This window comes from Actinomycetota bacterium (assembly GCA_019347675.1).
GTDB lineage: Bacteria > Actinomycetota > Nitriliruptoria > Nitriliruptorales > JAHWKO01 > JAHWKW01.
On the sequence record JAHWKW010000009.1, the window covers coordinates 24,878 to 47,410 of the forward strand.

A 22,533-nucleotide genomic window follows, 5' to 3' on the forward strand; every position below is an offset into this window, starting at 1 on the left:
GCAGGGAACGGATCGGGTCTTTAGGTCACACAGAGTGCGTTTTCCGTGCGGAGGGTGACATCGCGGCGTCGTCGGGTGGTCCAGGCAGCGTGAGCGGTCGGGGGCCCGCCACCAGCATCGTCGTCGCCACGCGTGACCGGGCCGGCCAGGTCCTGACCACGCTCACCCGCTTGGTCCAGCTTCCGGACGCGGCCGCGATCATCGTGGTCGACAACGGCTCGTCGGACGGGACGGCCGCGGCGGTCCGCAGCCGCTTCCCCGACGTCACGGTGGTGGCGCTCGCCGAGAACCACGGGGCGGCTGCCCGTAACATCGGCGTGTCGGGCGCCACCACACCGTACGTGGCGTTCGCCGACGACGATTCGTGGTGGGCGCCCGGTGCGTTGGCGCGTGCCGCGGAGCATCTGGACGCCCACCCGCGGTTGGGCCTGGTCGCGGCGCGGATCCTGGTGGGGCGCGGTGACCGGCTCGATCCCACGAGCGTGGAGATGGCGACGAGCCCGCTGGGGACCGGCGACGGGTTGGCGGCTCCTGGCGTGCTGGGGTTCGTGGCCTGCGGGGCGGTGGTCCGTCGCACCGCGTTCTTGTCGGTCGGTGGTTTCCCGGCCCGTTACGTCATCGGCGGGGAGGAACAGCTGTTGGCGTTGGACCTGGCCGCGGCCGGCTGGGAGCTGGCGTACCTCGATGACGTCGTCGCCCACCACGACCCGGACGACAGCTCCCGTCGCCGCCGCTTGTGGCTGACTGCCCGCAACGACCTGTGGACGGTCTGGTTACGGCGACGCGGGATCACGCTCGTCCGTGCGACCGGCGCTGCGCTCGGCGACGCGGCACGCGATCCGATGGCGCGCCGGGGGCTGTTGGCCGCGCTGTGGGGCCTGCCGTGGGTTTTGCGTGAGCGGCGGCCGGTGCCCTGGCCGGTGGAGTCTGCCCGGCGCCGGGTGGAGGACCGGCCGTCGTCGTGATGATCAGTCGCCGTCTCGATCGATGAACTTGAAGAAGCGGCTGACGTCACCGTCGGCGGTCTCGTCCTGGTAGAGGAACGTCAGGCTCTCCGTCTCGAACTTCTCGAAGAAGCGGTCCCACGAGATCTCGTCGAGTTCCTCGGACCCGGCGCCGACGTCGGGGAACCAGATCCGCAGGATGCCGGTGCTGTCGGCCGCGGTTCCGCGCACCTGGGCGGGCGCCCGTCCCGCTCCTCCGCCCAGCGGCGGATCGTGTCGTGATCGCTCGTGGTCTTCGACTCACCAGCCATCGGGTCCTCCTCGTTGCGTCCGTGCCCACAGTGGAGCCTTCAAGCGACGCCCCGGACCGCCGCACTGGCCGAACGGTCGCCCGGTGAGCTCGCCGCGTCAGCCGCGTCCGTGCTGTGGCGATCCTCCACGGTCCTGCCCCCTTGCCTCACGAGACGTAGCGGCGGGCCTCGGAGGCGTCCTGCTGCGCCTCGAGCGCGCGCAGGCCACGTTCGACGTGGGGAGGGACCGGCTCCCGCTCACGGAGAATCCACGGCAATCCGCGGAGCGCGTCGGTGAACGCCGCCAGCGACACCTGGTCCTTGGGGACCTGCCGAGCCAGCGCCAGCGTGCGTCGCATCGCCGCCGGGGCGGGGCGGCGCAGCCACGTGAACCACAGGGTGTTGCGGATGCCGCGCCGGCGTCGTTGGTGCGCGTCACGACTGGTCGATGCGCGGTGGTGGACGGTCACGTCCGCCACGTACCGCATCCGCCAGCCACGCGTCACCAGGTCCGCGCCCAGCAGCTCCTCTTCACCGCCGAGGAACAGGCGCGGCGCGAACCCGCCCGCCTCCATGAAGGCGCGGCGGCGGATCACCGACGCCCCGGCGAGGAAGCTCAGCAGCGGAGCTCCGGGCACGTCCTCGTCCGCTGGCAGGGGGCTGGCCGCCATCTCCTCGGAGATCGCGTCGACCTCTCCTCGGGGTTCGACGATGATGCGGCCGTTGACCACCGCGAGCCGGGGGTGGGCGTCCATCAGGCCGATGGCACGTTCGAGCGAGCCGGGGGCCCACCACGAATCGTCGTCGGCGAACGCCACGTACGGTGTCGTCAGGTGTCGCACACCGATGTTCCGCCCGACGGCGCCGTGGTTCTCGGCCAGGGCCACCAGCGTCACCTCGGGGAAGCGGCGCCGGACCGTGGCGGCGGTCCCGTCCCTCGAGCCGTTGTCGACCACGACGACCGGTGGCGACTCCGGCAGCGAGACCAGACGAGCGAGTGTCTCGAGCAGCTCGTGGACCCGTCCGTGGGTGATCATCACGACGCCGACGCGCGGCCCCGGCGCGATCAGAACTCCTGGGGGTCTTCGAACAGGCCGACCTTGAGATCGGTGGCCGTGTAGATCTCGTCGCCGTCGACCTGCAGCGAGCCGTCGGCGATCCCCATGGTCAGCGCGCGGCGGACCACCCGCTTGATGTCGAGACGGTAGGTGACCAGGCTCGCTTCGGGCAGCACCTGGCCGAAGAACTTCGCTTGCGCGCAACCCAACGCTCGTCCCTTGCCCTTCTCCCCGGTCCAGCCGAGGAAGAAACCGACGAGCTGCCACAGCGCGTCGAGACCGAGGCTGCCCGGCATCACCGGGTCGCCGGCGAAGTGGGCGTCGAAGAACCACAGGTCCGGCTGCACGTCCAGCTCCGCTGCCACCGCGCCGTTCTCGTACTTGCCGCCCGCATCGGAGATGTGCGTGATACGATCGAACATCAGCATGCCCTGGATCGGCAGCTGAGGGCCGTCCGGCCCGAAGAGCTCACCGTGGCCGCAGGCGATCAGCTGGTCGCGGTCGAAGCTTTCCGTTCTGGTCATCGGACACCTAGCCACTCGGAGCACGTGCGCTGCCGCGGTCGGTGTCGACTGTAGCCGTCGTCGGATCGGCGGCCGTCGCCGTGCCGGGCACCGGTCGGATCGTACGCGTCGTCCAGTAGCGTCGAAGGTGACCGTCAGCACGGGGGTCGGTGATGAGCGACGATGCGCCGGAGGCGTTGCTGCGACACCTCCAGGAGCACGTCGACCCGGACCGCGTCGAACTCGCCCGGAACTTCACCCGGCTCCTGCTGCGTCGCGCGACTGACCTGACGCTCGACACGATCGACCCTGCGTCGCTGGCTTCGGAGATCGCCGAGACCTTCCGGTTCGTGGCGGACCGACGGCCCGGCGAACTCGCGATCCGGACGACCATCCCGCAGGTCTGGTTCAACGGGCCCAGCGCGCCGGGCACCGTGGTCGAGGTCTGCAGCGAGGACCGGCCCTTCCTCCTCACGACCATCACCGAGGAGCTTGACCGCCTCGGTCACGACGTCGTGCGGGCCCTCCACCCGGTCCTCGGCGTGGAGCGCGACCGGTCCGGAGCGCTGACCGCCGTCTCCCCCGCTCGCGGCACACCGTCGCGTGAGGCGCTGATCCACGTCGAGGTCGACGAGCGCCTCACCGCCCACCAGCAGCGGAAGCTGCAAGACGCCCTCCGCCGCGTGCTGCACGACGCCATCGACGCCACCACAGACTTCCCGCGGATGCGTCAACGGGTCGAACGCGTCGCGACCGAGCTCCGCGGCCACATGGCCAACGGCGTGCTTCCCGACGAAGCGGCCGAGGTCGCCGCCTTCCTCGACTGGCTCCTCGACGACAACTTCCTGCTGCTCGGCAGCCGCGAGTACGAGATCGTCCACGCCGACGACGGCGCCGAAGGGGTTCGGGTGGTGGCCGGGTCCGGGCTCGGGATCCTCGCCGACGACGACGCCTCCCGGTACGCGCGCACCGTGCCGCTGACGGAGACGGACGAGCGCTTCTACAAGCGGCACTCGAGCGATCGCATCCTGACCGTCGCCCGCAGCCACCGCACCAGCACGGTGCGGGAACGCGCCCGCATGCTCAACATCTGGGTGCAACGCGTCGACGACTCGGGGCGCCGGGTCGGCCAGTTCCGGGCGCTTGGTCTGTTCGCGCGGAGCGCCCACCGGGTGCCGTCGGCCACCATCCCGGTGCTTCGCCGGAAGCTCGCCCAGATCATCGAGGCGGAGGGCATCCCGGAGAACTCCCACGACGAGCGGGCCCTGACCGCGCTGTTCCAGGCCGTCCCCAAGGACGAGCTGTTCGAGCTCACCTCCGACGAGCTGCACGACACGCTGCTGGAGCTCCTGCGGGCGGAGGAGCGCCACGAGATCGCGGTGCGTCGGCACGTGGATCCCGCCACCGGGGAGGTGTCGCTGATCATCGGCATCCCCCGTGATCGCTACGACGCTCGCTTCCGCCAACAGGTCGAACGACTGCTGCTCGACCGCTATGGCGGCAGTGGCGTGGAGGTCGATCTGTCGCTCGGTGAGCGACCACAAGCGGTCGCACGGTTCTCGCTGCGGACGTCGCGGCGTGACATCCCGGACGTGCCGCTGCGCGAGCTCGAGGCGCAGATCCGATCACTGGCTCGGAGCTGGCTCGACGAACTACGCGAGGTGCTGATCGCTCGGAACGGCGAGCCGGAGGGGCGCCGGCTGCTGCGCGAGTACGGCCGGCGGTTGCCGGCCACGTACCAGGAGCACAACGCCCCCGACCCGATCGCCGCTGACGACGTCGCAGCCCTGGATCGACTGCTGCGGTCTGGCGAGGAGCTGGACGTCCGTCTCCACAGCGACCCACTGGCCTCCAGTCGGCTCACCCGACTGAAGGCGATCAAGCGCCGCGACGGCATCGAGCTGTCGCGGATCCTGCCGATCCTCGAGAGCCTCGGCCTCACGGTCACCGAGGAGCTGCCGTTCCGCCTGACGGGGGACGGCATCGAGTTGCACATCCACGACTACGGGGTGCACGACGCCGGCGCGTTGGTCGACGTCGACGTCGACGGTCCACGCCTGGCTTCGGCCGTGCTGGCTGCCTGGGATGGTCGTCTGGAGGTGGATTCGCTGAACCGGCTCGTCCTGCGTGCCGGGATCGCGTGGCCGGACCTGGGCGTGCTGCGTGCGTACCGCCGTTACCGGCGGCACGTGGGCACCGTGTACACCCCCGACTACATGAATGATGCGCTGGTCGACCATCCGGCCGTCGCGCGGGCGCTGGTCGCGTTCTTCGACGCGCGCTTCGATCCTGACCGTCTCGCCTCGCCCGACGACGTCGACGCGGCCCGTGATCGCGTCGTCGCAGAGTTGGATCAGGTCGAGCGCCTCGACCATGACCGGATCCTGCGGGGCTTCCTCGCGCTCATCGACGCCACGCTCCGCACGAACCGCTACCGCCACGACGCCGGCGGACGGCTCGCGTTGAAGTTCGACAGCGGCGCGGTCCCGCAGGCACCGAAGCCCGTCCCGCACTGCGAGATTTTCGTCTACGCGCCATCTGTGGAGGGCATCCACCTGCGCGGCGGGCCGGTCGCACGCGGCGGGCTCCGCTGGAGCGATCGCCGCGACGACGTCCGCACCGAGGTCGTTGGGCTGATGCGGGCGCAGATCCTCAAGAACGCCGTGATCGTCCCGACGGGGGCGAAGGGCGGTTTCGTGCTGAAGCAGCCACCCGCCGACCGCCAAGCGTTGGCGGCGGAGGTCGAACGGCAGTACCGCACCTTCGTCCGAGCGCTGCTGGACGTGACCGACAACGTGGTCGGCGACGAGGTCGTCACGCCAGACCGGGTCCGCCGCCGCGACGGTGACGACGCCTACCTCGTCGTCGCGCCCGACCGGGGCACCGCCACCTTCTCCGACATCGCCAACGCCCTCGCCGAGGAGTACGGCTTCTGGCTGGGTGACGCCTTCGCGTCGGGAGGATCGCGGGGCTACGACCACAAACGGCTGGGCATCACGGCGCGGGGAGTCTGGGTCGCGATTGGGCGTCACTTCCACGAACTGGGCATCGACGTCGAACACGAGCCGATCACGGTGGTCGGGATCGGCGACATGTCGGGCGACGTGTTCGGCAACGGGATGCTCCAGTCGTCCGCGATCCGGCTGATCGCCGCCTTCGACCACCGCGACGTCTTCCTCGATCCCGCCCCCCACCCGCAACGCGCGTTCACCGAACGCCAGCGGCTCTTCGGTGACCCGCAGCTGAGCTGGCAGGACTACGACCGGGACGCCATCAGCGTCGGCGGGGGCGTGTGGTCGCGCGACGAGAAGTGGATCCCGCTGTCGCCGCCTCTGCAGGAGCTGCTTCACGTCGACGCCGGTCGGCTCGCACCGCCCGCGGTGATCCGTGCGATCCTCGAAGCGCCCGTCGACCTGCTGTTCGCTGGCGGGATCGGCACGTTCGTCAAAGCCTCGCACGAGTCGAACAGCGACATCGGTGACCGGGCGAACGACGAGATCCGCGTCGACGCCCGCCGGCTCGGGGCCCGTGTGGTCGCAGAAGGCGCCAATCTCGCCGTCACACAACCGGCGCGCATCGAGTATGCGCGCCGCGGTGGGCGGCTCAACACCGACTTCATCGACAACTCGGCCGGCGTGGAGCTGTCCGACCACGAGGTCAACCTCAAGATCCTGCTGCGCCTGGCATCGCAGGGCGGCGACATCAGCTCGGCGGACCGCGACGCCGTCCTCGAGGCGGTCGTCGAGGAGGTCGTCGCCGCCTGTCTGCGCGACGTCGAGCTGCAGACTTGGCTGCTGTCCCACGAAGCGGCGGCCAGCCCGTCACGGATCGAGGCGTACGAGGCCCTCATCGCCCACCTGGAAGCGACCGGCACGCTCGACCGCGAGGTGGAAGCCCTACCGACCACCGAAGCGATGGACGAACGTCGAGCGGCGGGGGCGGGGCTGACGCGACCGGAGCTCGCGGTCATCCTCGCCGCCACCAAGCGCGACCTGTCCGCCGAGCTCGTCGGGTCCGAGGTGCCCGACCAGCCGGCGGTGAACGAGGTCCTGGCTGTGTACTTCCCACCACTGATCGCGGCCCGGTTCGGTGGCCTCCTGGACCGTCACCGGCTGCGCCGGGAGCTGGTGGCCACGGTCATGTCCAACGAGGTCGTCAACCGCATGGGAACGACGTTCGTGCATCGGCTGGCGCGGGAGCTCGGCACCGACCAGGCGACGGTTGTGGCGGCGTACTGGACCGCGCGGACGGTCGCAGACGCGGAGCGCTACTGGGACACGCTCGAAGACGTCGACCGCCGGATCGACCCGACGCTCGCGATCGAGTTGAAAGCGGGTCTGGACGCCACGCTCGAGACGCTCACCCGCGAGTACCTGCGGTCGGCGGAGCTGACCGACGTCGAGGCGGTGATCGCCAGGGACCGGCCAGCGTTCGAGGACCTGGAGGTCACGGTGACCCGCACGTGGGAACAGCGCCCGGATCCCCCGCACGTCGCACAGCTCGTCGACCGGGGGCTGCAGTCCGAGACCGCAAGGTGGTTGCTGGCCGTCACCGACCTCGAGATCGCACCCGACGTGGCGGGCGTGGCCAGGGCGTTGGGGGAGCCGCCGGCTGATGTCGCGGCGGTGTTCCTCGCGCTCCGTGAGGACCTGGGCCTCGACCGACTGGGGCGGCTCCTCGACCGCGCTGTTCCACGTGAACGCTGGGGGCGCTGGCACGTCCGCGGTCTCCGCGACGACCTGCGTGGTCTCCATCGGACGGCCGCGCACCGTGCGCTGCGCGAGCATCGCGGAGGCCCTGCGGAAGATGCGGTCCGGGCGTTCATCGCCGACCGGCACGACGCGGTCGCACGCACCGCCCGGCTGATCGATCAGGCGGTCGCGGAAGAGGACCCGGTCCGGCTGGACGCTGTCGCGGTGGCGGTCAGAGCGCTGCGAGAGGCACTGCAGTTCCCCTACCGCCCCGCCTGATCGTGGCCGCCGAGGGACCGCGTGACATCCGCGGCGCAGCGACCGCCACGCGACGAGCGGATCACTCGAGCACCTGTTGCCGCTCGTCCTGGTCGACGCGGTGGACCACCACGACCCGGTCACCAGGGAGCAGTTCGTCGACCAGGACGAAGGGGATGCGGTCATGGTCGCGGACCACCGTCAGCGGGAACACGCTGCGGCCGGCGCGGAGCCGCTCCAGGAGCGCTTCCGCGTCCGTGTCGTCGTCGACGTGGAGGGTGTCGATTCTCGCACGGTTCCCGCGGAGCAGCTGATCCCACTGGCCCACGTCGACCGGGGCGTCGAGCATCGGCTCCGCGCCCACCTCGTCCACGATCGCACCGAGGGCCTCACTCATCGTGGCCCCGAGTGCGACACGGACGTTGGGAACCAGGAAGTCCTCCCGCGCCCGCTGTGCCGCCAGGACGTTCACCTCGAAGTTCGTGGTCAGAGCCAGGAGCGTCCCAGCATCGTCCATCCCGCTGCGGCGGAGCTCCTCCTCGTGCAGAGCGTCCGCGGTGATCGCTCTCAAGCCCTCGCGTCGGGCGATGCCAGTCACCGTCGGGTTCGTGTCGATCAGGGTCACCGGCCGCGACGGCATCAGGCTGTGCGCGAGTGCGCGCGCGACCGGCCCGGCGCCGACGATCACGACGCCACGGCGCCGCTCCTCCGAGCGTGCCAGCTCTCCGTGGCGACGCAGCCACTCGACCCCGAGTTTCAGCAGGACGGGGACGCTGGCTGTCGTGGCGATCGCCATGAACACCAGGATGGTGAAGACCTCGGTGGAGATCAGGCCCAGCTCCAAGCCGATGCCGGCGACGATGATCTCCACCGCACCCCGCCCGTTCATCGCTGCACCGACGGTCAGGCCCTCGCGCAGACCGTGGCCAGTTGGCAGGTAGAACAGGGCCGTACCGACGACCTTCCCCAGGGTCGCCACCGCGATGATGGAGACGAGCAGCGCGAGATCGGTGTCGAAAACGTCCAGCGTGATCTCGAAGCCCACGGTGACGAAGAACACCGGTGCGAGGAACCCGATCGAGATGTCGCGCACGTACTGGCTGACCGCGTGCGTCGCCCGATGGCTCAGGACGCCCTCGCGGAGGTACATCCCGGCGACGAAGGCGCCGAGGATGGCGTGCAGACCCGCCAGCTCGGCGAGCTCGGCGAACCCGAGCCCGACGGAGAGAACGATCGCCACGTCCAGGGCCCGATCCGACATCGCGGCGGCGCGGAGCCGACGAGTGATCCACGGCACCACCAGGAGGCCGAGAACCGCGGTCACCGCGAAGAAACCCACGACCTCGGCGGCAACCAGGACGGTCCCGCCGATGTCGAACGCTCCGACCTCCACGAAGCCGATGATGGCCGCGAAGATCACCAGCGTCGCGGTGTCGGACAACAACGCAGCGGCCATCAGCACGTAGGCGATCCGGGTGTCCAGCAGGCGGAGATCCACGAGAATCCGGGACTTCGTTGCGAGCGACGTCACCCCGACCGAGATACCGACGAACAGCCCTTCCAAGACGGTGCCGCCGAACAGCAACACGGTGACGTAGCCAAGCCCGAAGGGAACCAAGAAGCCCCCAGCCGCGGCGAGGAGGCCCGGGACCGACGCCCGGCGGAGATCACGCGGATCGATCTCCATCCCGATGTAGAGCATCATCAGGATGATGCCCAGCTCGCCGATCGCCTCCAGGCCCGCGGCTGGGCGCAGGAGACCGATGACCGCCGGTCCCAGCAGGATCCCGGCGAGCAGTTCCCCCAGGATGGAGGGATACCCGACCCGCGACGCGAGCCGGCCGGCGGTCCACGCCACGACCAGGACCAGCAGCAGCTGGGCGAGGTTGATCGGCGGCTGGCCGCCCCCCTGGGCAGCCACGACCATGGCGGATTGGACCATCAACTCGCGTCGGGCTGACGGTGGCGGCGGCGTGTTCGCGCCGCCATGCTGTCTTCAGCGACCACGCGAGGAGCGCCCCCTTGGATGCCGTCTCGATCCTCGCACACCAGACACCCGGCGACCAGCTGAAGGACTTCTGGCACGCGGTCCGCGACAGCGACTGGACCGCTGCCGGCGTCGCCGCGGCGGGCGAGGCAGCGGTCGTGATCGGCGTGCTGGCGGCGACGGCGGTCGTCGCGCTCGTGGGGCGTCGGTTGGTTCGCCGCTGGGTGAGCCGGGCCACCGCCCGTGGGCTGGCCAGGTCCAAGGATCCCGGCCGCCACAGGCGCGCTGAGCTCCGCGCCACCACGCTCGGCAGCGTCCTGGGCGACGTCCTGACAGCGGTCGTGTGGGCCGCGGGGATCATGACCGCCGTGGGGACGGTCGGCATCAGCCTGGGACCGCTGCTGGCTGGGGCGGGGATCGCCGGTGTGGCGATCGGGTTCGGGACCCAGAGCCTGGTCAAGGACTTCTTCTCGGGGTTCTTCATCCTGCTCGAGGACCAGTACGGCGTCGGTGACGTGATCCAGGTCGACCCCGACGTGGCCGGGTTGGTGGAGGACATCAGCATGCGCGTGACACGGCTGCGGTCCCTGGACGGGACGGTGTGGTTCGTGCCCAACGGCGAGATCCGCCTCCTGGCCAACCGGTCCAAGGAGTGGGCGCGTGCGTTGGTCGACTTCCAGGTGGCCTACGGCGCTGACCTCGACAACGCGATGCAGGCCATCGAGGAGGTCGCCGCCCGTCTGCGCCGCGACCCCGAGATCGGCGCCAAGATCCTCGAGGACGCCGAGATCCTCGGCGTGGAGATGCTGGGGGAGTCGGGTGTGACGATCCGGACGTTCATCAAGACGCTCCCGCTGGAGCAGTGGACCGTCAGCCGCCGCTTCCGTCGTGACGTCAAAGGCGAGTTCGACGCCCGCGGCGTCGAGATCCCCGTCCCCCACCGCAAGGTGATCATCCAAGACGGGGGGTCGCCAGCTCGATGACGGCGATCTCCAGCGTGAGATCGCCCGGAAGATCGGAACCTTTCAGGTCCAGGTCGGCGCGGCAGAGCCGGTCGTGGCACCAGGGCAACTCGCCCGGCGAGAAGCGGCGCGCCGCGCGGAGCAGATGGCGGTGGTGGGCCGGCGACACGCCGACATCGTCGGGCGAGGCTCCGCCCCGGACCTGCAGGAGCTGACGCAGCCGGAACGCGATCGCGCCGAGCACCGCCAAGGGTTGTTCGCCGCCGTCCAACGCGCCCCGCAGCGCCAGGATCGCGGCCGCGGGATCGCGGTCGGCGACCGCGTCAGCGACGGGGAACGCGCCCCGGTTGCCGTGCCCCTCCACCACCGCCTCGACCTGCGCGGGCGAGATACGACCGTTCGGGGACGTGGCCGCGGCCACCTGCGCGCACTTCGACGCGATCGTTGCTGCATCGGTCCCGGCGTGCGCGAGGATCGCCGCGACCGCTGCCGGGTCTGGATCGCGATCCAGGCGGCGGAGTTCCGTCTCGACCAACTGTCCCCACGCGCGCTCGTCCCACGGGCGGGGAGCGCGGACCATCTCGATCCGCGCCCCGGCCGCCTCTGCGCGCTTGAGCAGCTTCTGCCGGCGGTCGGTGCTCCGCGCGACCAGGACCAGCACCGAACCGGTGTCGGGCGCCTCGAGGTAGGCCACGACCTCGTCGAGGGCTCCGCCCGACAGCCGGTCCGCGTCGCGGACCACCACTGCGCGGGTGCCGCCGAACAGCGACGCCGTCCGCAGCTCCGGGAGGCCCGCGAGCTGTGATCCGTCGACCTGCTCGACGGCGGTGTCGGGGCGGTCTGCGCGGAGCTGGGCCAACAGCCGCTCCAGCGCCCGTTGCAGCAGCAGCTCGTCGTCGCCGGCGAGGACGTGCACGGGGACCGGTGGCGGCATGGGCGGCAGCGTATCGGCGTGACGGCGTCAGGCCGGGCCGCGGCGGCTGCGGCGGCACCGCCGCAGCCGACTCCGCACCGACCGCTGGGACCTCGACGCGGAGGGTCCCGTCGCGGTCGGTGCGGCGCACCACCGCGCCGGCATCCGCGAGGACCTGCAGGACCTCGTCGCGGGGGTGGCCGTAGCGGTTGCGCCGACCGACGGAGATGACCGCCAGCGGGGCGCGGGCCGCAGCCAGGAACGCCGGCTCGCTGGTCGCGCCGCCGTGGTGCGGGACCTTCAGGAGCCCGGCACGCAGCAGGTGCGGGGCGCGGAGCAGGTCCGCCTGCGCCGCACGTTCCACGTCGCCGGTCAGCAGCGCAACGCGTGCGCCGTAGGTGATCCGCAGCACCAACGACGTCTCGTTGGGCTCGCTGTCCGCCGCGCGGTAGGGCCGTCCCTGCGGGGGCCCGAGAACCTCGACCCGGACGGGTCCGATCGTCGTGCGCTGGCCGGCGACGGGTGTCACGACCGGTACGGCTGCGCGGGCGGCGCGGCGGAGCAGGCCGGCCACCGACGGCAGGTCGCTGTCGAGCGCGGGGACCCACACCGCCCCGACCCGCCCCTGATCCAGCACCGCGGGCAGGCCGTCGGCGTGGTCGGCGTGGGGGTGGGTGAGGACCACCAGGTCCAGGTCGCGCGTGCCCGCGCCCCGCAGCCAGCGGGCGGCCCGCACGTCGGGGCCGCCGTCCACCAGGATCCGCGCGCCGGGTGCCTCGACCAGGAGCGCGTCACCCTGCCCGACATCGATCGCGGTCACGAGCAGGGTGCGGGGCGGGGCGCGCAGCCCGACCACCGGGACGAGAGTCACGACCGCCACGGCAGCGACGACGGCCGCCAGGCGCCGGCCACGGCCGGGCAGCAACACCCATACCGCCACCGCGACGGTGGCGACGACCCCGGCGGGGCGCTGCCACGACACCACCCCGCCCCGCCACCGCAACCCGTCGGCGACCGCCAGCACCATCGCCAGGGCCGGGCGCGCCGCCGTGAACACCGGTACGGCCAGCCCCGGATCGGCGGCCGCGATCAGGCTCCCGGCCATGGCGATCGCGGACGCGACCGCGGCGGGCGGGACCGCCAGCAGGTTCGCAGGGACGGCGGCGACCGGCACCTCCCCGGCGCTGGCCAGCAGCACAGGAGCGACCGCGAGCTGCGCGGCGACGCTTGCGGCCAGCAGCTCCCCGACCGGACGCGGTAGGCCAGCCCAGCGGCGCCGCAGCAGCGGCCCGGCGACGACGACACCGGCGGTGGCGGCGGCGGACAGCAGCATCCCCAGCGCCGCTGCCATGCCCGGGTCGATCAGGACGACGACCAGCACTGCTGCCGCGAGGCCGTGACGGGGATCGACCGGCCGTCCTCGCAACCCCGCCAGCACCACCAGCGTGGCCATCGCGGCGGCACGGAGGACGCTCGGTTCCCAGCGGGTCAGGTAGGTGAACCAGGCGATGGACCCCAGGATGATGACCGGCTGTGCGCGCGCCCCGACCCCGAGCAGCCGGAGCCCCGCCAGCGTTCCGACCACGACCAGCGCCACGTTCGAACCGCTGACCGCCACCAGGTGGGTCAGTCCCGTGTCGCGCATCGCCTGTTCGTGGTGATCGGGGAGCAGGCGCGTGTCGCCGGTCGCCAGTCCGACCGCCAGGCCGGCCGCAGCGGGCGGGAGCGCGTCGCGGGCGGCTGCGCGGATCCGGGCGCGGACGGCCTCGCTGGTGGCGGCCAACCAGCCCGGCGCCTGTCGTGGTTCCCACCGGGATGGGTCCAGCTGCACGGCGACGTACTGGCGGCGAAGGACCGCCCCGAAGCCGTCATGCTCGAGGGGACGCGCCGACGCGGTCCCGGCCCAGCGGCTGCCCAGGACCGGCGGGGCACCTCCCCGCCCTCGGAGCAGGGCGCGCGCCCGGGTCGGCTCGGAGCCGACCCGGTCGACGCGGACCAGTGTCCACCAGCCGTGCAGATGGGTTCGCGGCTCGGTCACGACGATCGCCTCGACGGTCGCCGTCCCTCCGCGGCGGGCGAGGTCGGCCAGGGGTCCCCGCTCGATCCGGGCGGCGCGGACAGCGCCGGCCCCGGCCGCGACCGCGGCCACGGCCAGGCACGCCAGACCCCGACGGGCGCGGGGACCGGCGTGCGCGGCGGCTGCTGCGGTCACGGCTCCCGCGGCGGTCACCAGCGCAGCCAGGACCGGACCGGCGCGGGCCAGCGGCTGGGAGCCCCATCCGGCTGCGATCAGTGCCACGACCGCCCACACCGCGACGGGACCCACCGCGTGCCGCGCGGGGGCGCGGGTCACTGGTATCCCTGAGCAGCTGTCTTGCGAGTCCGAAGACAGCTGCTGCCGCGTCGCTCCTGCGCGGCGCCGCTCACCGGACGAAGATCCGCTCGGCCAGTTGCTGGAAGGTGCGCTCGCCGATGCCCGGGACGTCGCGGAGCTGACCGACATCGGCGAAGCGGCCGTGGGCATCCCGCCACGCGACGATCCGCTCGGCGAGCACCGGACCGATCCCGGGCAGTTCCTCGAGGTCGTCAGCGGTGGCGACGTTGAGATCCACCCGCCCATCGGCGTCGCGTGGCCCCACAGCCGTCGGCGCCGGTGGTCCGGGCCCGGTGGCGAGCGGCACGACGACCTGCTCGCCGTCGGTGAGGACCCGAGCCAGGTTGAGCGCGTCGAGGGCCGCGTCGAACCGTGGCCCGCCGGCGGCGGCGATCGCATCGGCGACCCGCGCCCCGCCCTGTAGGCGCACCACGCCGGGGTCCAAGACCCCACCAGCGACGTGGACGGTGACCGGGCCCGGCGCGGGGTCCTCTAGCGACACCGGCGCCGTCGGTGGCGTGGACGGGCGGGCACCGCCCGACCACCACACCAGAGCGGTGGCCAGCGCCGCCCCTGCCAGGAGCACCGCCAGGCCAGCGGCCTCAGCCGGGCTGGCGTCCAGCCACGCCGCCACGGTACGCAGACGTCCAGGTGAGTGGTGGGGGTCCACACCGCAAGCGTGGGCCGCCCGGAGCCCGATGGTGGGGGTCGCCGTCGTGTGCGCTGTGGACGGCGGCGACCGACCTCACCTCACCCTGGGCGGGTCACCACGTTCACGAGGCGGTCGGGGACCACGATGATCTTGACGATCTCACGCCCCTCGACGTGGCGGGCGACGTTGTCGGACGCGAGCGCGGCGGCTTCGAGGCTGGCCTGGTCGGTGCCGACCCCGACCGTGAACTTGTCGCGGACCCTGCCGTCGACCTGCACGACGATCGGGATCTCCTCCTCGACCAGCAGTGCTGGATCCGCCTGCGGCCACGGCGTGTCGTGGACCGACCGGTCATGGCCGAGCCGTTCCCACAGCGCGTCGGTGACGAAGCAGGCTACCGGGGCCAGGAGCGTCAGCAGCGCTTCGATTGCCTCCCGGACGGGGGTCCCGCGGACCCCATCACGACGTGCGGCGATGATGGTGTTGGACAACTCCATCAGCTTGGCGATCGCCGTGTTGTACTTGAACGCGTCGTAGTCGTCGGACACACCGGCGATGGTGCGGTGCGTGGCTTTGCGCAGCGCCTCGACCCGTTCGGCGCTGCCAGCGTCGGCGTGGTCGTCGAGATGGTCCCGCGTGAGGCGCCAGACCCGCGACAGCCACCGGTACACGCCCTCCGGTGAGACGTCCGCCCAGTCGATGTCCGCCTCGGGCGGGCCCGAGAACAGCATGGTGGCCCGCAGCGTGTCGGCGCCGTACTGCTCGTACACCTCGCCGGGGACCACCAGGTTGCCGCGGGACTTGCTCATCGCGGCGCCCTCCATGATCACCTGGCCCTGGTTGAGCAGCCTCACGAAGGGTTCGTCGAACGACAGGTGGCCCAGGTCGCGCAGAGCCTTGACCAGGAACCGGCTGTACAGCAGGTGGAGGATGGCGTGCTCGACGCCGCCGGTGTACTGGTCCACCGGCAGCCAGCGGTCGACCGGTTCAGGGGCCCAGGGCCGCTCGGTGTCGTCGGGTGACAGGTAGCGCAGGAAGTACCACGACGAGTCGACGAACGTGTCCATCGTGTCGGTCTCGCGCTCGGCGGGTTCCCCACAGCGCGGGCAGTGGGTGTTCACGAACCCGTCGTGACGCGGGAGCGGCGATCCTCCCTCGGGGGAGAACTCGACGTCGTCGGGGAGCAGCACCGGCAGGTCGTCGTCGGCGACGGGGACCTGGCCGCACGAGGCGCAGTGGATGATCGGGATCGGGGCACCCCAGTACCGCTGGCGCGACACCAGCCAGTCGCGGAGCCGGTAGTTGACCTGCGGCCGTCCCAGTCCACGTTCGTCCAGATCGGCCGTGATCCGCCGTTTCGTCTCCGGCCACGGCAACCCGTCGTAGGGTCCGGAGTTCACCGTGACACCCTCGCCGACGTGCGCCTCGGTGATCGTCGAGAAGTCGGGATCACCGTCCCTCGCGCCGTCCTCGGCGACCACCACCCGCACGGGCAGACCGTGTTCGCGCGCGAAGTCCAGGTCGCGTTGGTCGTGGGCGGGTACCGCCATGATCGCGCCGGTTCCGTACTCCATCAGGACGTAGTCCGCGGCGAACGCCGGGATGCGTTCGCCGTTGACCGGGTTGACCATGTCGAACGACAGGCGGATTCCCCGCTTGCCGCGCGTCTCGGTCGACAGGCGCTCGAGCTCCGAGCGTGTCGCGACCTCGTCCACGAACGCCCGGTAGTCGGGATCGTCGCCCATCTTCTCGGCGACCAGCGGGTGCTCCGGAGCGAACACGAAGTATGTGGCGCCGTACAGCGTGTCGGGTCGGGTGGTGAAGACCACCACCTCCTCCCCGCTGTCTGCGACCGTGAAGGTCACGTCGGCCCCCTCAGAGCGGCCGATCCAGTTGCGCTGCATCACGCGGACCCGCTCGGGCCAGTGGCCTTCGAGACGGTCGAGGTCGTCCAGCAGTTCTTGCGCGTACCGGGTGATGCGGAAGAACCACTGGGTGAGCGGGCGCCGGACCACCTGCGCGCCGCAGCGCTCGCAGCGGCCGTCGATCACCTGTTCGTTGGCCAGGACCGTGGCGTCTTTCGGACACCAGTTGACGGGTGCCTCGGCGCGGTAGGCCAGGTCGGCTTCGTACAGGCGGAGGAAGATCCACTGCGTCCAGCGGTAGTACTCGGGGTCGGAGGTGTGGACGACGCGGTGCCAGTCGAACGAGTACCCCAGCCGGATGATCGACTGCTTCTGCTGGTCGATGTTGGTGTACGTCCAGCCCCGGGGGTGCAGCCCCCGCTTCATCGCCGCGTTCTCCGCCGGGAGGCCGAAGGAGTCCCAGCCGATCGGGTTCAGGACCGCCTTCCCGGTCATGCGCGCGTGGCGGACCAGCGCGTCGTGGATCGAGAAGATCTCGGCATGGCCCATGTGTAGATCACCCGACGGGTACGGGAACATCGTCAGCGCGTAGAAACGCTCGCCCGTGGGGTCTTCCGTCAGCGAGTAGGTGCGTTCCTCGTACCAGCGCTGCGCGATCGGGGGCTCGAGCGTCAGCGGCTCGTAGCGCTCCGGCTCCCCGGCCGGGGCGTTCGCGGCGTGCTGTGCCATCCGGGACGGTCTCCTGACGGTGGATGCGACCGTATGGTGCCGCTCGACCGTGCGCAGTCCCAAAGAGCCCAGGCAGGCGTGCGGGGGCAACTGCGGGGCGGTACGCTTCGGCGCGGCGGCCGTTGGTCGCCGCTCCCGGGCCCGTAGCTCAGTTGGAAGAGCGCTGCCATGGCATGGCAGAGGTCGTCGGTTCGATCCCGATCGGGTCCACCCCGCGCCGTAGAGCCCCATCGGCGTCAGTCCAGGCTCGGCCGTCGCTGCTCTGGGCAAGGCACGTTGCGAAGAGCGTGCCGGTTCTTGCCGTAGCGCCGCACCGTGCCGCCGCCGAGCCACACCCGCTCGATCGCGAGCGTCTTCGCGTGGTTTGGTCGGCCGTCATGCCGCTGGGCTCGGCACGGTCCGCCCGAGCAGGCGGGGGATCGTGCACGGTCGCCCCGCGACGGACCGACCCCCGGACGTACGACACGCGGGAGGTCGATCGACCTCCCGGGCGTCGGACCGTTGGATCAGGCGAGCTCGAACCGGTCGAGGTTCATGACCTTGTCCCATGCGGCGACGAAGTTCTGGACGAACCGCTCCTTCGCGTCGTCGCTGCCGTAGACCTCCGCGATCGCGCGGAGCTGGGAGTTCGCGCCGAAGACGAGGTCGACGCGGGTGGCGGTCCACTTGACCTCACCGGTCTCGCGGTCGCGCCCCTCGAACAGCTCCTCCCCCTCACCGACGGGCTGCCACTCCGTGCCCATGTCGAGCAGGTTGACGAAGAAGTCGTTGGACAGGGTCCCGGGCCGGTCGGTGAAGACCCCGTGCGTGGAGTCCCCGACGTTGGCGTCCAGGACGCGCATCCCGCCGAGGAGCGCCGTCATCTCCGGTCCCGACAGCGTCAGCATGAACGCCTTGTCGAGCAGCAGATGCTCCGTCGGGATGGGGCCGCCCTTCTGGAGGTAGTTCCGGAACCCGTCGGCCATCGGCTCGAGGTAGCCGAACGACTCGACGTCGGTCTGCTCCTGCGTGGCGTCGGTCCGCCCCGGCGTGAACGGCACCGCCACGTCGTAGCCGCCGTCCTCGGCGGCTGCCTCGACGGCAGCGCAACCACCCAGGACGATCAGGTCCGCGAGCGAGACCTCCTTCCCGCCGGTCTGCGCGTCGTTGAACTCCTGCTGGATCTCCCCCAGCTTCGAGATCACCGTCGACACGCCGGACCGCACGTTGACGTCCCACTCCGCCTGCGGCGACAGGCGGATGCGCGCACCGTTGGCGCCACCGCGCTTGTCGGTGTCGCGGTAGGTCGACGCCGCCGACCAGGCCGTGTTGACCAGCTGCTGGATCGTCAGGCCCGAGTCGAGGACCTCGGTCTTGAGCGACGCGATGTCGGCGTCGTCGATCAGCTCGTGGTCGACCGCCGGGACCGGGTCCTGCCAGAGCAGCTCCTCGTCGGGGACGAGCGGGCCGAGGTAGCGGATGCTCGGACCCATGTCACGGTGGATCAGCTTGTACCAGGCCCGGGCGAAGGCGTCGGCGAGCTCGTCGGGGTTCTCGTGGAACCGCTCGGAGATCGGCCGGTACGCCGGATCCTTGATGAGCGAGAGGTCCGTCGTCAGCATGACGGGCCCGTGCTTCTTCGACGGGTCGTGAGCGTCCGGGACGAGGTCCTGCTCCTCGACGTTCCTGGGCGTCCACTGCTTCGCGCCGGCGGGGCTCTCGGTCAGCTCGAACTCGTCCTCGTACTTGAACAGGATGTCGAAGAAGCCGTTGTCCCACCTGGTCGGCTGCGGCGTCCAGGCACCTTCGAGCCCGCTGGTGACCGCCTCGGCGCCCTTGCCGCCCTTCCAGCCGAGACCCTGCTCCTCCAGGCCGGCGGCCTCGGGCGCGGCACCGACGGTGGCGGGCGTCGCACCGTGGGTCTTGCCGAACGTGTGACCACCGGCGATCAGCGCGACGGTCTCGTCGTCGTTCATGGCCATGCGACCGAACGTGACACGGATGTCGTGGGCCGCCTTGAGTGGGTCCGGCTCGCCGTTCGGCCCCTCCGGGTTGACGTAGATCAGACCCATCTGCGTCGCCGCGAGCGTTCCGAAGAGCTCACGGTCGCCGCTGTAGCGCTCGTCGCCGAGCCACTCGGCCTCCGGCCCCCAGAAGACGTCCTCCTCGGGTGCCCAGATGTCCTTGCGACCGAAGCCGAAGCCGAACGTCTTGAAGCCCATCGTCTCCAGGGCGCGGTTGCCCGCGAAGATCAGCAGGTCGGCCCACGAGATCTGCCGACCGTACTTCTTCTTGATCGGCCACAGCAGCCGACGCGCCTTGTCGAGGTTCGCGTTGTCGGGCCAGCTGTTGAGCGGGGCGAACCGCTGCGAGCCGGACGCACCGCCGCCGCGACCGTCGCCGACCCGGTAGGTGCCCGCGGCGTGCCACGACATCCGGATGAACAGCGGCCCGTAGTGGCCGTAGTCGGCCGGCCACCAGTCCTGCGACTCCGTCATGAGGGCGTCGAGGTCCCTCGTGAGCACATCGAGGTCCAGCCTGGCGAACTCCTCGGCGTAGTCGAATTCCTCCCCCATGGGATCGGCCTTGGGGTAGTCCGGGTGGAGGATCCGCAGGCTCAGCTGGTTCGGCCACCAGGTCTCGTTCGAGGGCCCTGCGGTGCTGGACGTGTGGGCTCCCGAGTACGGGCACTGGCTCGCGCGCTGTGACAAATCATGCTCCTCATGTTGCAGGCTGGGGGCGGTGCCGCCTGGTGTCAGGGCGAGGTCTGTCGCGGGTGGACCCGTCGCTCCAACGGGGGTCGGACACTGCGCGGCGGCAGGCTAGAAGAGTTCAAAACTTGGAGCAAACCGCTCCTTGGTATTCTCCGCACGGCGCACAGGAGGCAACGAGCAGGTGACACCGCTGATCGACCGTCTGCGCCACCGTGGGTGGCGGATGACGGCGCAGCGACGCGTCATCGCAGAGGCGATGGCGGGCGAGCACGTGCACCTGGCCGCCGACGAGGTGCTCGAACGTGCCCGCGAGGCCCTGCCCGAGGTCAGCTTGGCCACCGTCTACAACACCCTCAACGAACTGGTCAGCATCGGCGAGCTGCTCGAGATCACTCACGCAGACGGCCGCAAGCGCTACGACCCCAACGTCACCGAGCGCCATCACCACCTCGTGTGCGTGGCATGCGGGCGGATGCTCGACGTCCAGGCCGACGCCCCGAACCTGCCAGCCGACCAGGAACACGGGTTCGAGGTCCTCGGTGTCGAGGTCACCTTCCGTGCGCGCTGCCCGGAGTGCACCAGCGCCGCCTGAGCGGGGCCGCGCTGGAGACCGAGACGAGCGCCGACCGCGCTGCCACGCGGACACGGTCCTGGCCGGAGCGCTCCTTCGTGGAGCGATCACGGTTGGCGTGACGGCGGCGTCAAGCGACCTAAGGACCCCACAGGCCTGAGGAGCGGTTCGGGAGGACAGAGCCCCACGCAGAACCACTGCGATTCGGCTTCGGAGTCGCTCATGGGGTTTCCCGCAAGCCGCATGGCCTACCCGAGGGGAACGCACCGTTCAACGCCGACCCCGGACGGGCGCGGTCTGGTTCATTGCTGCACAGGCTGCGGCGAGCGACTCCGTCGGTTCGCACTCTTGAAGCGGTGGTCTATTCGAGGTCGTTGTCGAGCGAGAAGATGAACGCATCAGCGTCACGACGCCGGCTAGGGGTCCGGCGTGTTCCCGGAGTGAACCGGCCGTGCCACCCCGCGAGCGCAGAGCGGGCCGCAGGCGTTCCGCGAGTCTGGTTGTGGTCCGTGGACGCCCGCGGTTGGATCGTGACGGTCTGGTCGATGAAAAACACTGGTCCCGGTGAGCTCGATGAACACCACTCCCATCGGGGTCACATGCCCGATGGGGACTTTGGAACCGTGACTGCCGCCGCCCAGACCAGCAGCGCTTCGCTGCCGGGGATGCCAGCGACCACGTCGACGAGGTTTCGGGCTTGGCGTTGCATCCGCCGCGACTCGGGTGCCAGGAACTGAGCCGCCTCGGCCCAGCCGCTGCCGTGCGGGCGACCTCGGTCGCGTAGGCTCGCGGTCATGTCCGACCTGCGTGCCGTCCAGCCGCTCGTCGATCAGGAGACGGGTCTGGCAGTCGTATCGACCACCCGCGCCAACGGCACGATCCAGGCCACCGTCGTCAACGCCGGCATCCTCGCGCATCCGATCTCGGCCGAGCAGGTCGTGGGGTTCGTCACCCGCGGGGGGACCCGGAAGCACCACCATCTGCGGGCCCGGTCGTTCTGCACGGTCACGTTCCGGCGCGGGTGGCGATGGGCCACGGTCGAAGGAGACGCGGAACTGATCGGACCCGACGATCCCGCCGACGACGTCGACCCCGACCGGTTGCGCCTGCTGCTGCGTGACATCTTCCGTGCTGCCGGTGGCACGCACGACGACTGGCAGGAGTACGACCGGGTGATGGCTGCAGAGCGTCGCCTGGCGGTCCTGGTCAGCCCGCGGCGCGTGTACTCCTCCCACGGCGGATAGTGCACCCAGGGCTGGATCCGACCAACGCCCCGGTCGATCGACGGCGGCCGGTGGCCGTGGTGCGCTCGCCGGACGCAGCCGCCAGCGGCCAGGCTGTCGTCGTGGATCGCGCAACAGCAAGCCTGGCCGGTCGCGATCGACGGCGCGGGTCTGGCGGCTGGCTACCGTGGTGGCGTGGAGCGGGGGCCAGGGTGGCTGACGGGGCGGCTGCGGAGGATCCGGGCTGGCGTCAGGCGGTACGCCACTTGGTGCCGTTGATGCTGATGCCGGTTGTCGTCACGAAGAAGTCGTCGTCGGACGAGCCACGGATCCTTGTGCTGCGGGCCATTTTCCTCGCCTTCGTCGCAGCGCTGTTCGGGTTCCTCATGGTCCTGTTGGTGATGTTCCCACTGACCTCGACCGGGCCGGTCGATGCGGTGGTGTACGCGCTGGTCGCGGTCGGACCACTGACCCTCACGGCGATCCCGTGGGCGCGTCGCCGGCTGTTGGACTTCTGTGGAACGCCATCGGAGCTCGCCGGGGCCGACGCGACGAGCGTGTTCCTCAGCATCGCCTATGTTGAGTCCGCCGCCCTGTTCGCATTCGTCGCGACGTTCCTCGCGGAGGCGCTGTGGCCCTACCTGGTGGGCATGCTGGTTGCCCTCGCCGGTTTCGCTGCGCTCGCACCAACGAGCGGGCGCATCAGACGTCTGGATGAGCGCTTGTCGACGCGAGGCTGCCACCATTCGTTGCGGGTCGGCCTGTTCGTCCCCAGCGACGAAGACGAGACCGGCTGAGACAACGGCGTGTATGGGTGTGC

General features: G+C 71.0%; 15 protein-coding genes, 1 tRNA gene and 1 pseudogene. 7 read left to right on the plus strand and 10 right to left on the minus strand.

Features of this window, described 5'->3' with window-relative positions:
- Positions 1-89 precede the first annotated feature (89 nt).
- Positions 90-965, plus strand: a complete 876-nt coding sequence (locus tag KY462_07415; protein MBW3577551.1) for a glycosyltransferase — start codon at positions 90-92, stop codon at positions 963-965.
- A 3-nt stretch (positions 966-968) separates the two neighbouring features.
- Here the strand turns inward: KY462_07415 and KY462_07420 are convergent.
- The 3 genes and pseudogenes from KY462_07420 to fabA form a co-directional block, all read right to left on the minus strand.
- A pseudogene (locus KY462_07420) lies at positions 969-1,255 on the minus strand (hypothetical protein).
- Between the two features lie 146 nt (positions 1,256-1,401).
- Positions 1,402-2,271 (minus strand): glycosyltransferase, encoded by an 870-nt coding sequence (locus tag KY462_07425; GenBank protein ID MBW3577552.1) that lies wholly within the window; start codon positions 2,269-2,271, stop codon positions 1,402-1,404.
- A gap of 29 nt (positions 2,272-2,300) precedes the next feature.
- Positions 2,301-2,816, minus strand: a complete 516-nt coding sequence (gene fabA / locus KY462_07430) for a bifunctional 3-hydroxydecanoyl-ACP dehydratase/trans-2-decenoyl-ACP isomerase (protein MBW3577553.1) — start codon at positions 2,814-2,816, stop codon at positions 2,301-2,303.
- Positions 2,817-2,968: 152 nt separating this feature from the next.
- Here fabA and KY462_07435 point away from each other — a divergent pair, with 152 nt between their 5' ends.
- Positions 2,969-7,765: an NAD-glutamate dehydrogenase gene (locus tag KY462_07435; GenBank protein ID MBW3577554.1), complete on the plus strand. Its 4,797-nt coding sequence runs from the start codon at positions 2,969-2,971 to the stop codon at positions 7,763-7,765.
- A gap of 61 nt (positions 7,766-7,826) precedes the next feature.
- Here KY462_07435 and KY462_07440 read toward each other — a convergent pair whose 3' ends face one another.
- Positions 7,827-9,686 carry a cation:proton antiporter gene (locus tag KY462_07440; protein ID MBW3577555.1) on the minus strand — a complete coding sequence of 620 codons (1,860 nt, stop codon included), beginning with the start codon at positions 9,684-9,686 and terminating at the stop codon, positions 7,827-7,829.
- 80 nt (positions 9,687-9,766) lie between these two features.
- Here KY462_07440 and KY462_07445 point away from each other — a divergent pair, with 80 nt between their 5' ends.
- On the plus strand, positions 9,767-10,714 hold the full coding sequence (locus tag KY462_07445; protein MBW3577556.1) for a mechanosensitive ion channel family protein: 948 nt from the start codon (positions 9,767-9,769) through the stop codon (positions 10,712-10,714).
- Here the strand turns inward: KY462_07445 and KY462_07450 are convergent.
- The 4 genes from KY462_07450 to leuS form a co-directional block, all read right to left on the minus strand.
- Positions 10,683-11,060, minus strand: coding sequence for a hypothetical protein (locus tag KY462_07450; GenBank protein MBW3577557.1), 378 nt, complete (start codon positions 11,058-11,060; stop codon positions 10,683-10,685). The genes KY462_07445 and KY462_07450 overlap by 32 nt on opposite strands.
- Positions 11,017-13,959: a ComEC/Rec2 family competence protein gene (locus tag KY462_07455; GenBank protein ID MBW3577558.1), complete on the minus strand. Its 2,943-nt coding sequence runs from the start codon at positions 13,957-13,959 to the stop codon at positions 11,017-11,019. The genes KY462_07450 and KY462_07455 overlap by 44 nt, the downstream gene beginning before the upstream one ends.
- Before the next feature lie 70 nt (positions 13,960-14,029).
- On the minus strand, positions 14,030-14,680 hold the full coding sequence (locus KY462_07460; GenBank protein MBW3577559.1) for a helix-hairpin-helix domain-containing protein: 651 nt from the start codon (positions 14,678-14,680) through the stop codon (positions 14,030-14,032).
- A gap of 50 nt (positions 14,681-14,730) precedes the next feature.
- Positions 14,731-17,226: a leucine--tRNA ligase gene (gene leuS, locus KY462_07465; protein MBW3577560.1), complete on the minus strand. Its 2,496-nt coding sequence runs from the start codon at positions 17,224-17,226 to the stop codon at positions 14,731-14,733.
- Positions 17,227-17,363: 137 nt separating this feature from the next.
- Here leuS and KY462_07470 point away from each other — a divergent pair.
- Positions 17,364-17,436: transfer RNA gene (locus KY462_07470), tRNA-Ala, on the plus strand.
- Positions 17,437-17,732: 296 nt separating this feature from the next.
- Here KY462_07470 and katG read toward each other — a convergent pair.
- Positions 17,733-19,916: a catalase/peroxidase HPI gene (katG, locus tag KY462_07475; GenBank protein MBW3577561.1), complete on the minus strand. Its 2,184-nt coding sequence runs from the start codon at positions 19,914-19,916 to the stop codon at positions 17,733-17,735.
- 184 nt (positions 19,917-20,100) lie between these two features.
- Here katG and KY462_07480 point away from each other — a divergent pair, with 184 nt between their 5' ends.
- Positions 20,101-20,511, plus strand: coding sequence for a transcriptional repressor (locus tag KY462_07480; GenBank protein MBW3577562.1), 411 nt, complete (start codon positions 20,101-20,103; stop codon positions 20,509-20,511).
- Positions 20,512-21,085: 574 nt separating this feature from the next.
- Here KY462_07480 and KY462_07485 read toward each other — a convergent pair.
- Complete coding sequence (locus tag KY462_07485) at positions 21,086-21,286, minus strand: hypothetical protein (protein MBW3577563.1); 201 nt, start codon at positions 21,284-21,286, stop codon at positions 21,086-21,088.
- On the opposite strand from KY462_07485, the gene KY462_07490 reads away from it, so the two are divergent.
- Both KY462_07490 and KY462_07495 read left to right on the plus strand, forming a co-directional pair.
- Positions 21,285-21,734 carry a TIGR03618 family F420-dependent PPOX class oxidoreductase gene (locus KY462_07490; protein MBW3577564.1) on the plus strand — a complete coding sequence of 150 codons (450 nt, stop codon included), beginning with the start codon at positions 21,285-21,287 and terminating at the stop codon, positions 21,732-21,734. The genes KY462_07485 and KY462_07490 overlap by 2 nt on opposite strands.
- 191 nt (positions 21,735-21,925) lie before the next feature.
- A complete protein-coding gene (locus KY462_07495; protein ID MBW3577565.1) occupies positions 21,926-22,510 on the plus strand; it encodes a hypothetical protein in 585 nt (194 codons plus the stop codon).
- Positions 22,511-22,533 lie beyond the last annotated feature (23 nt).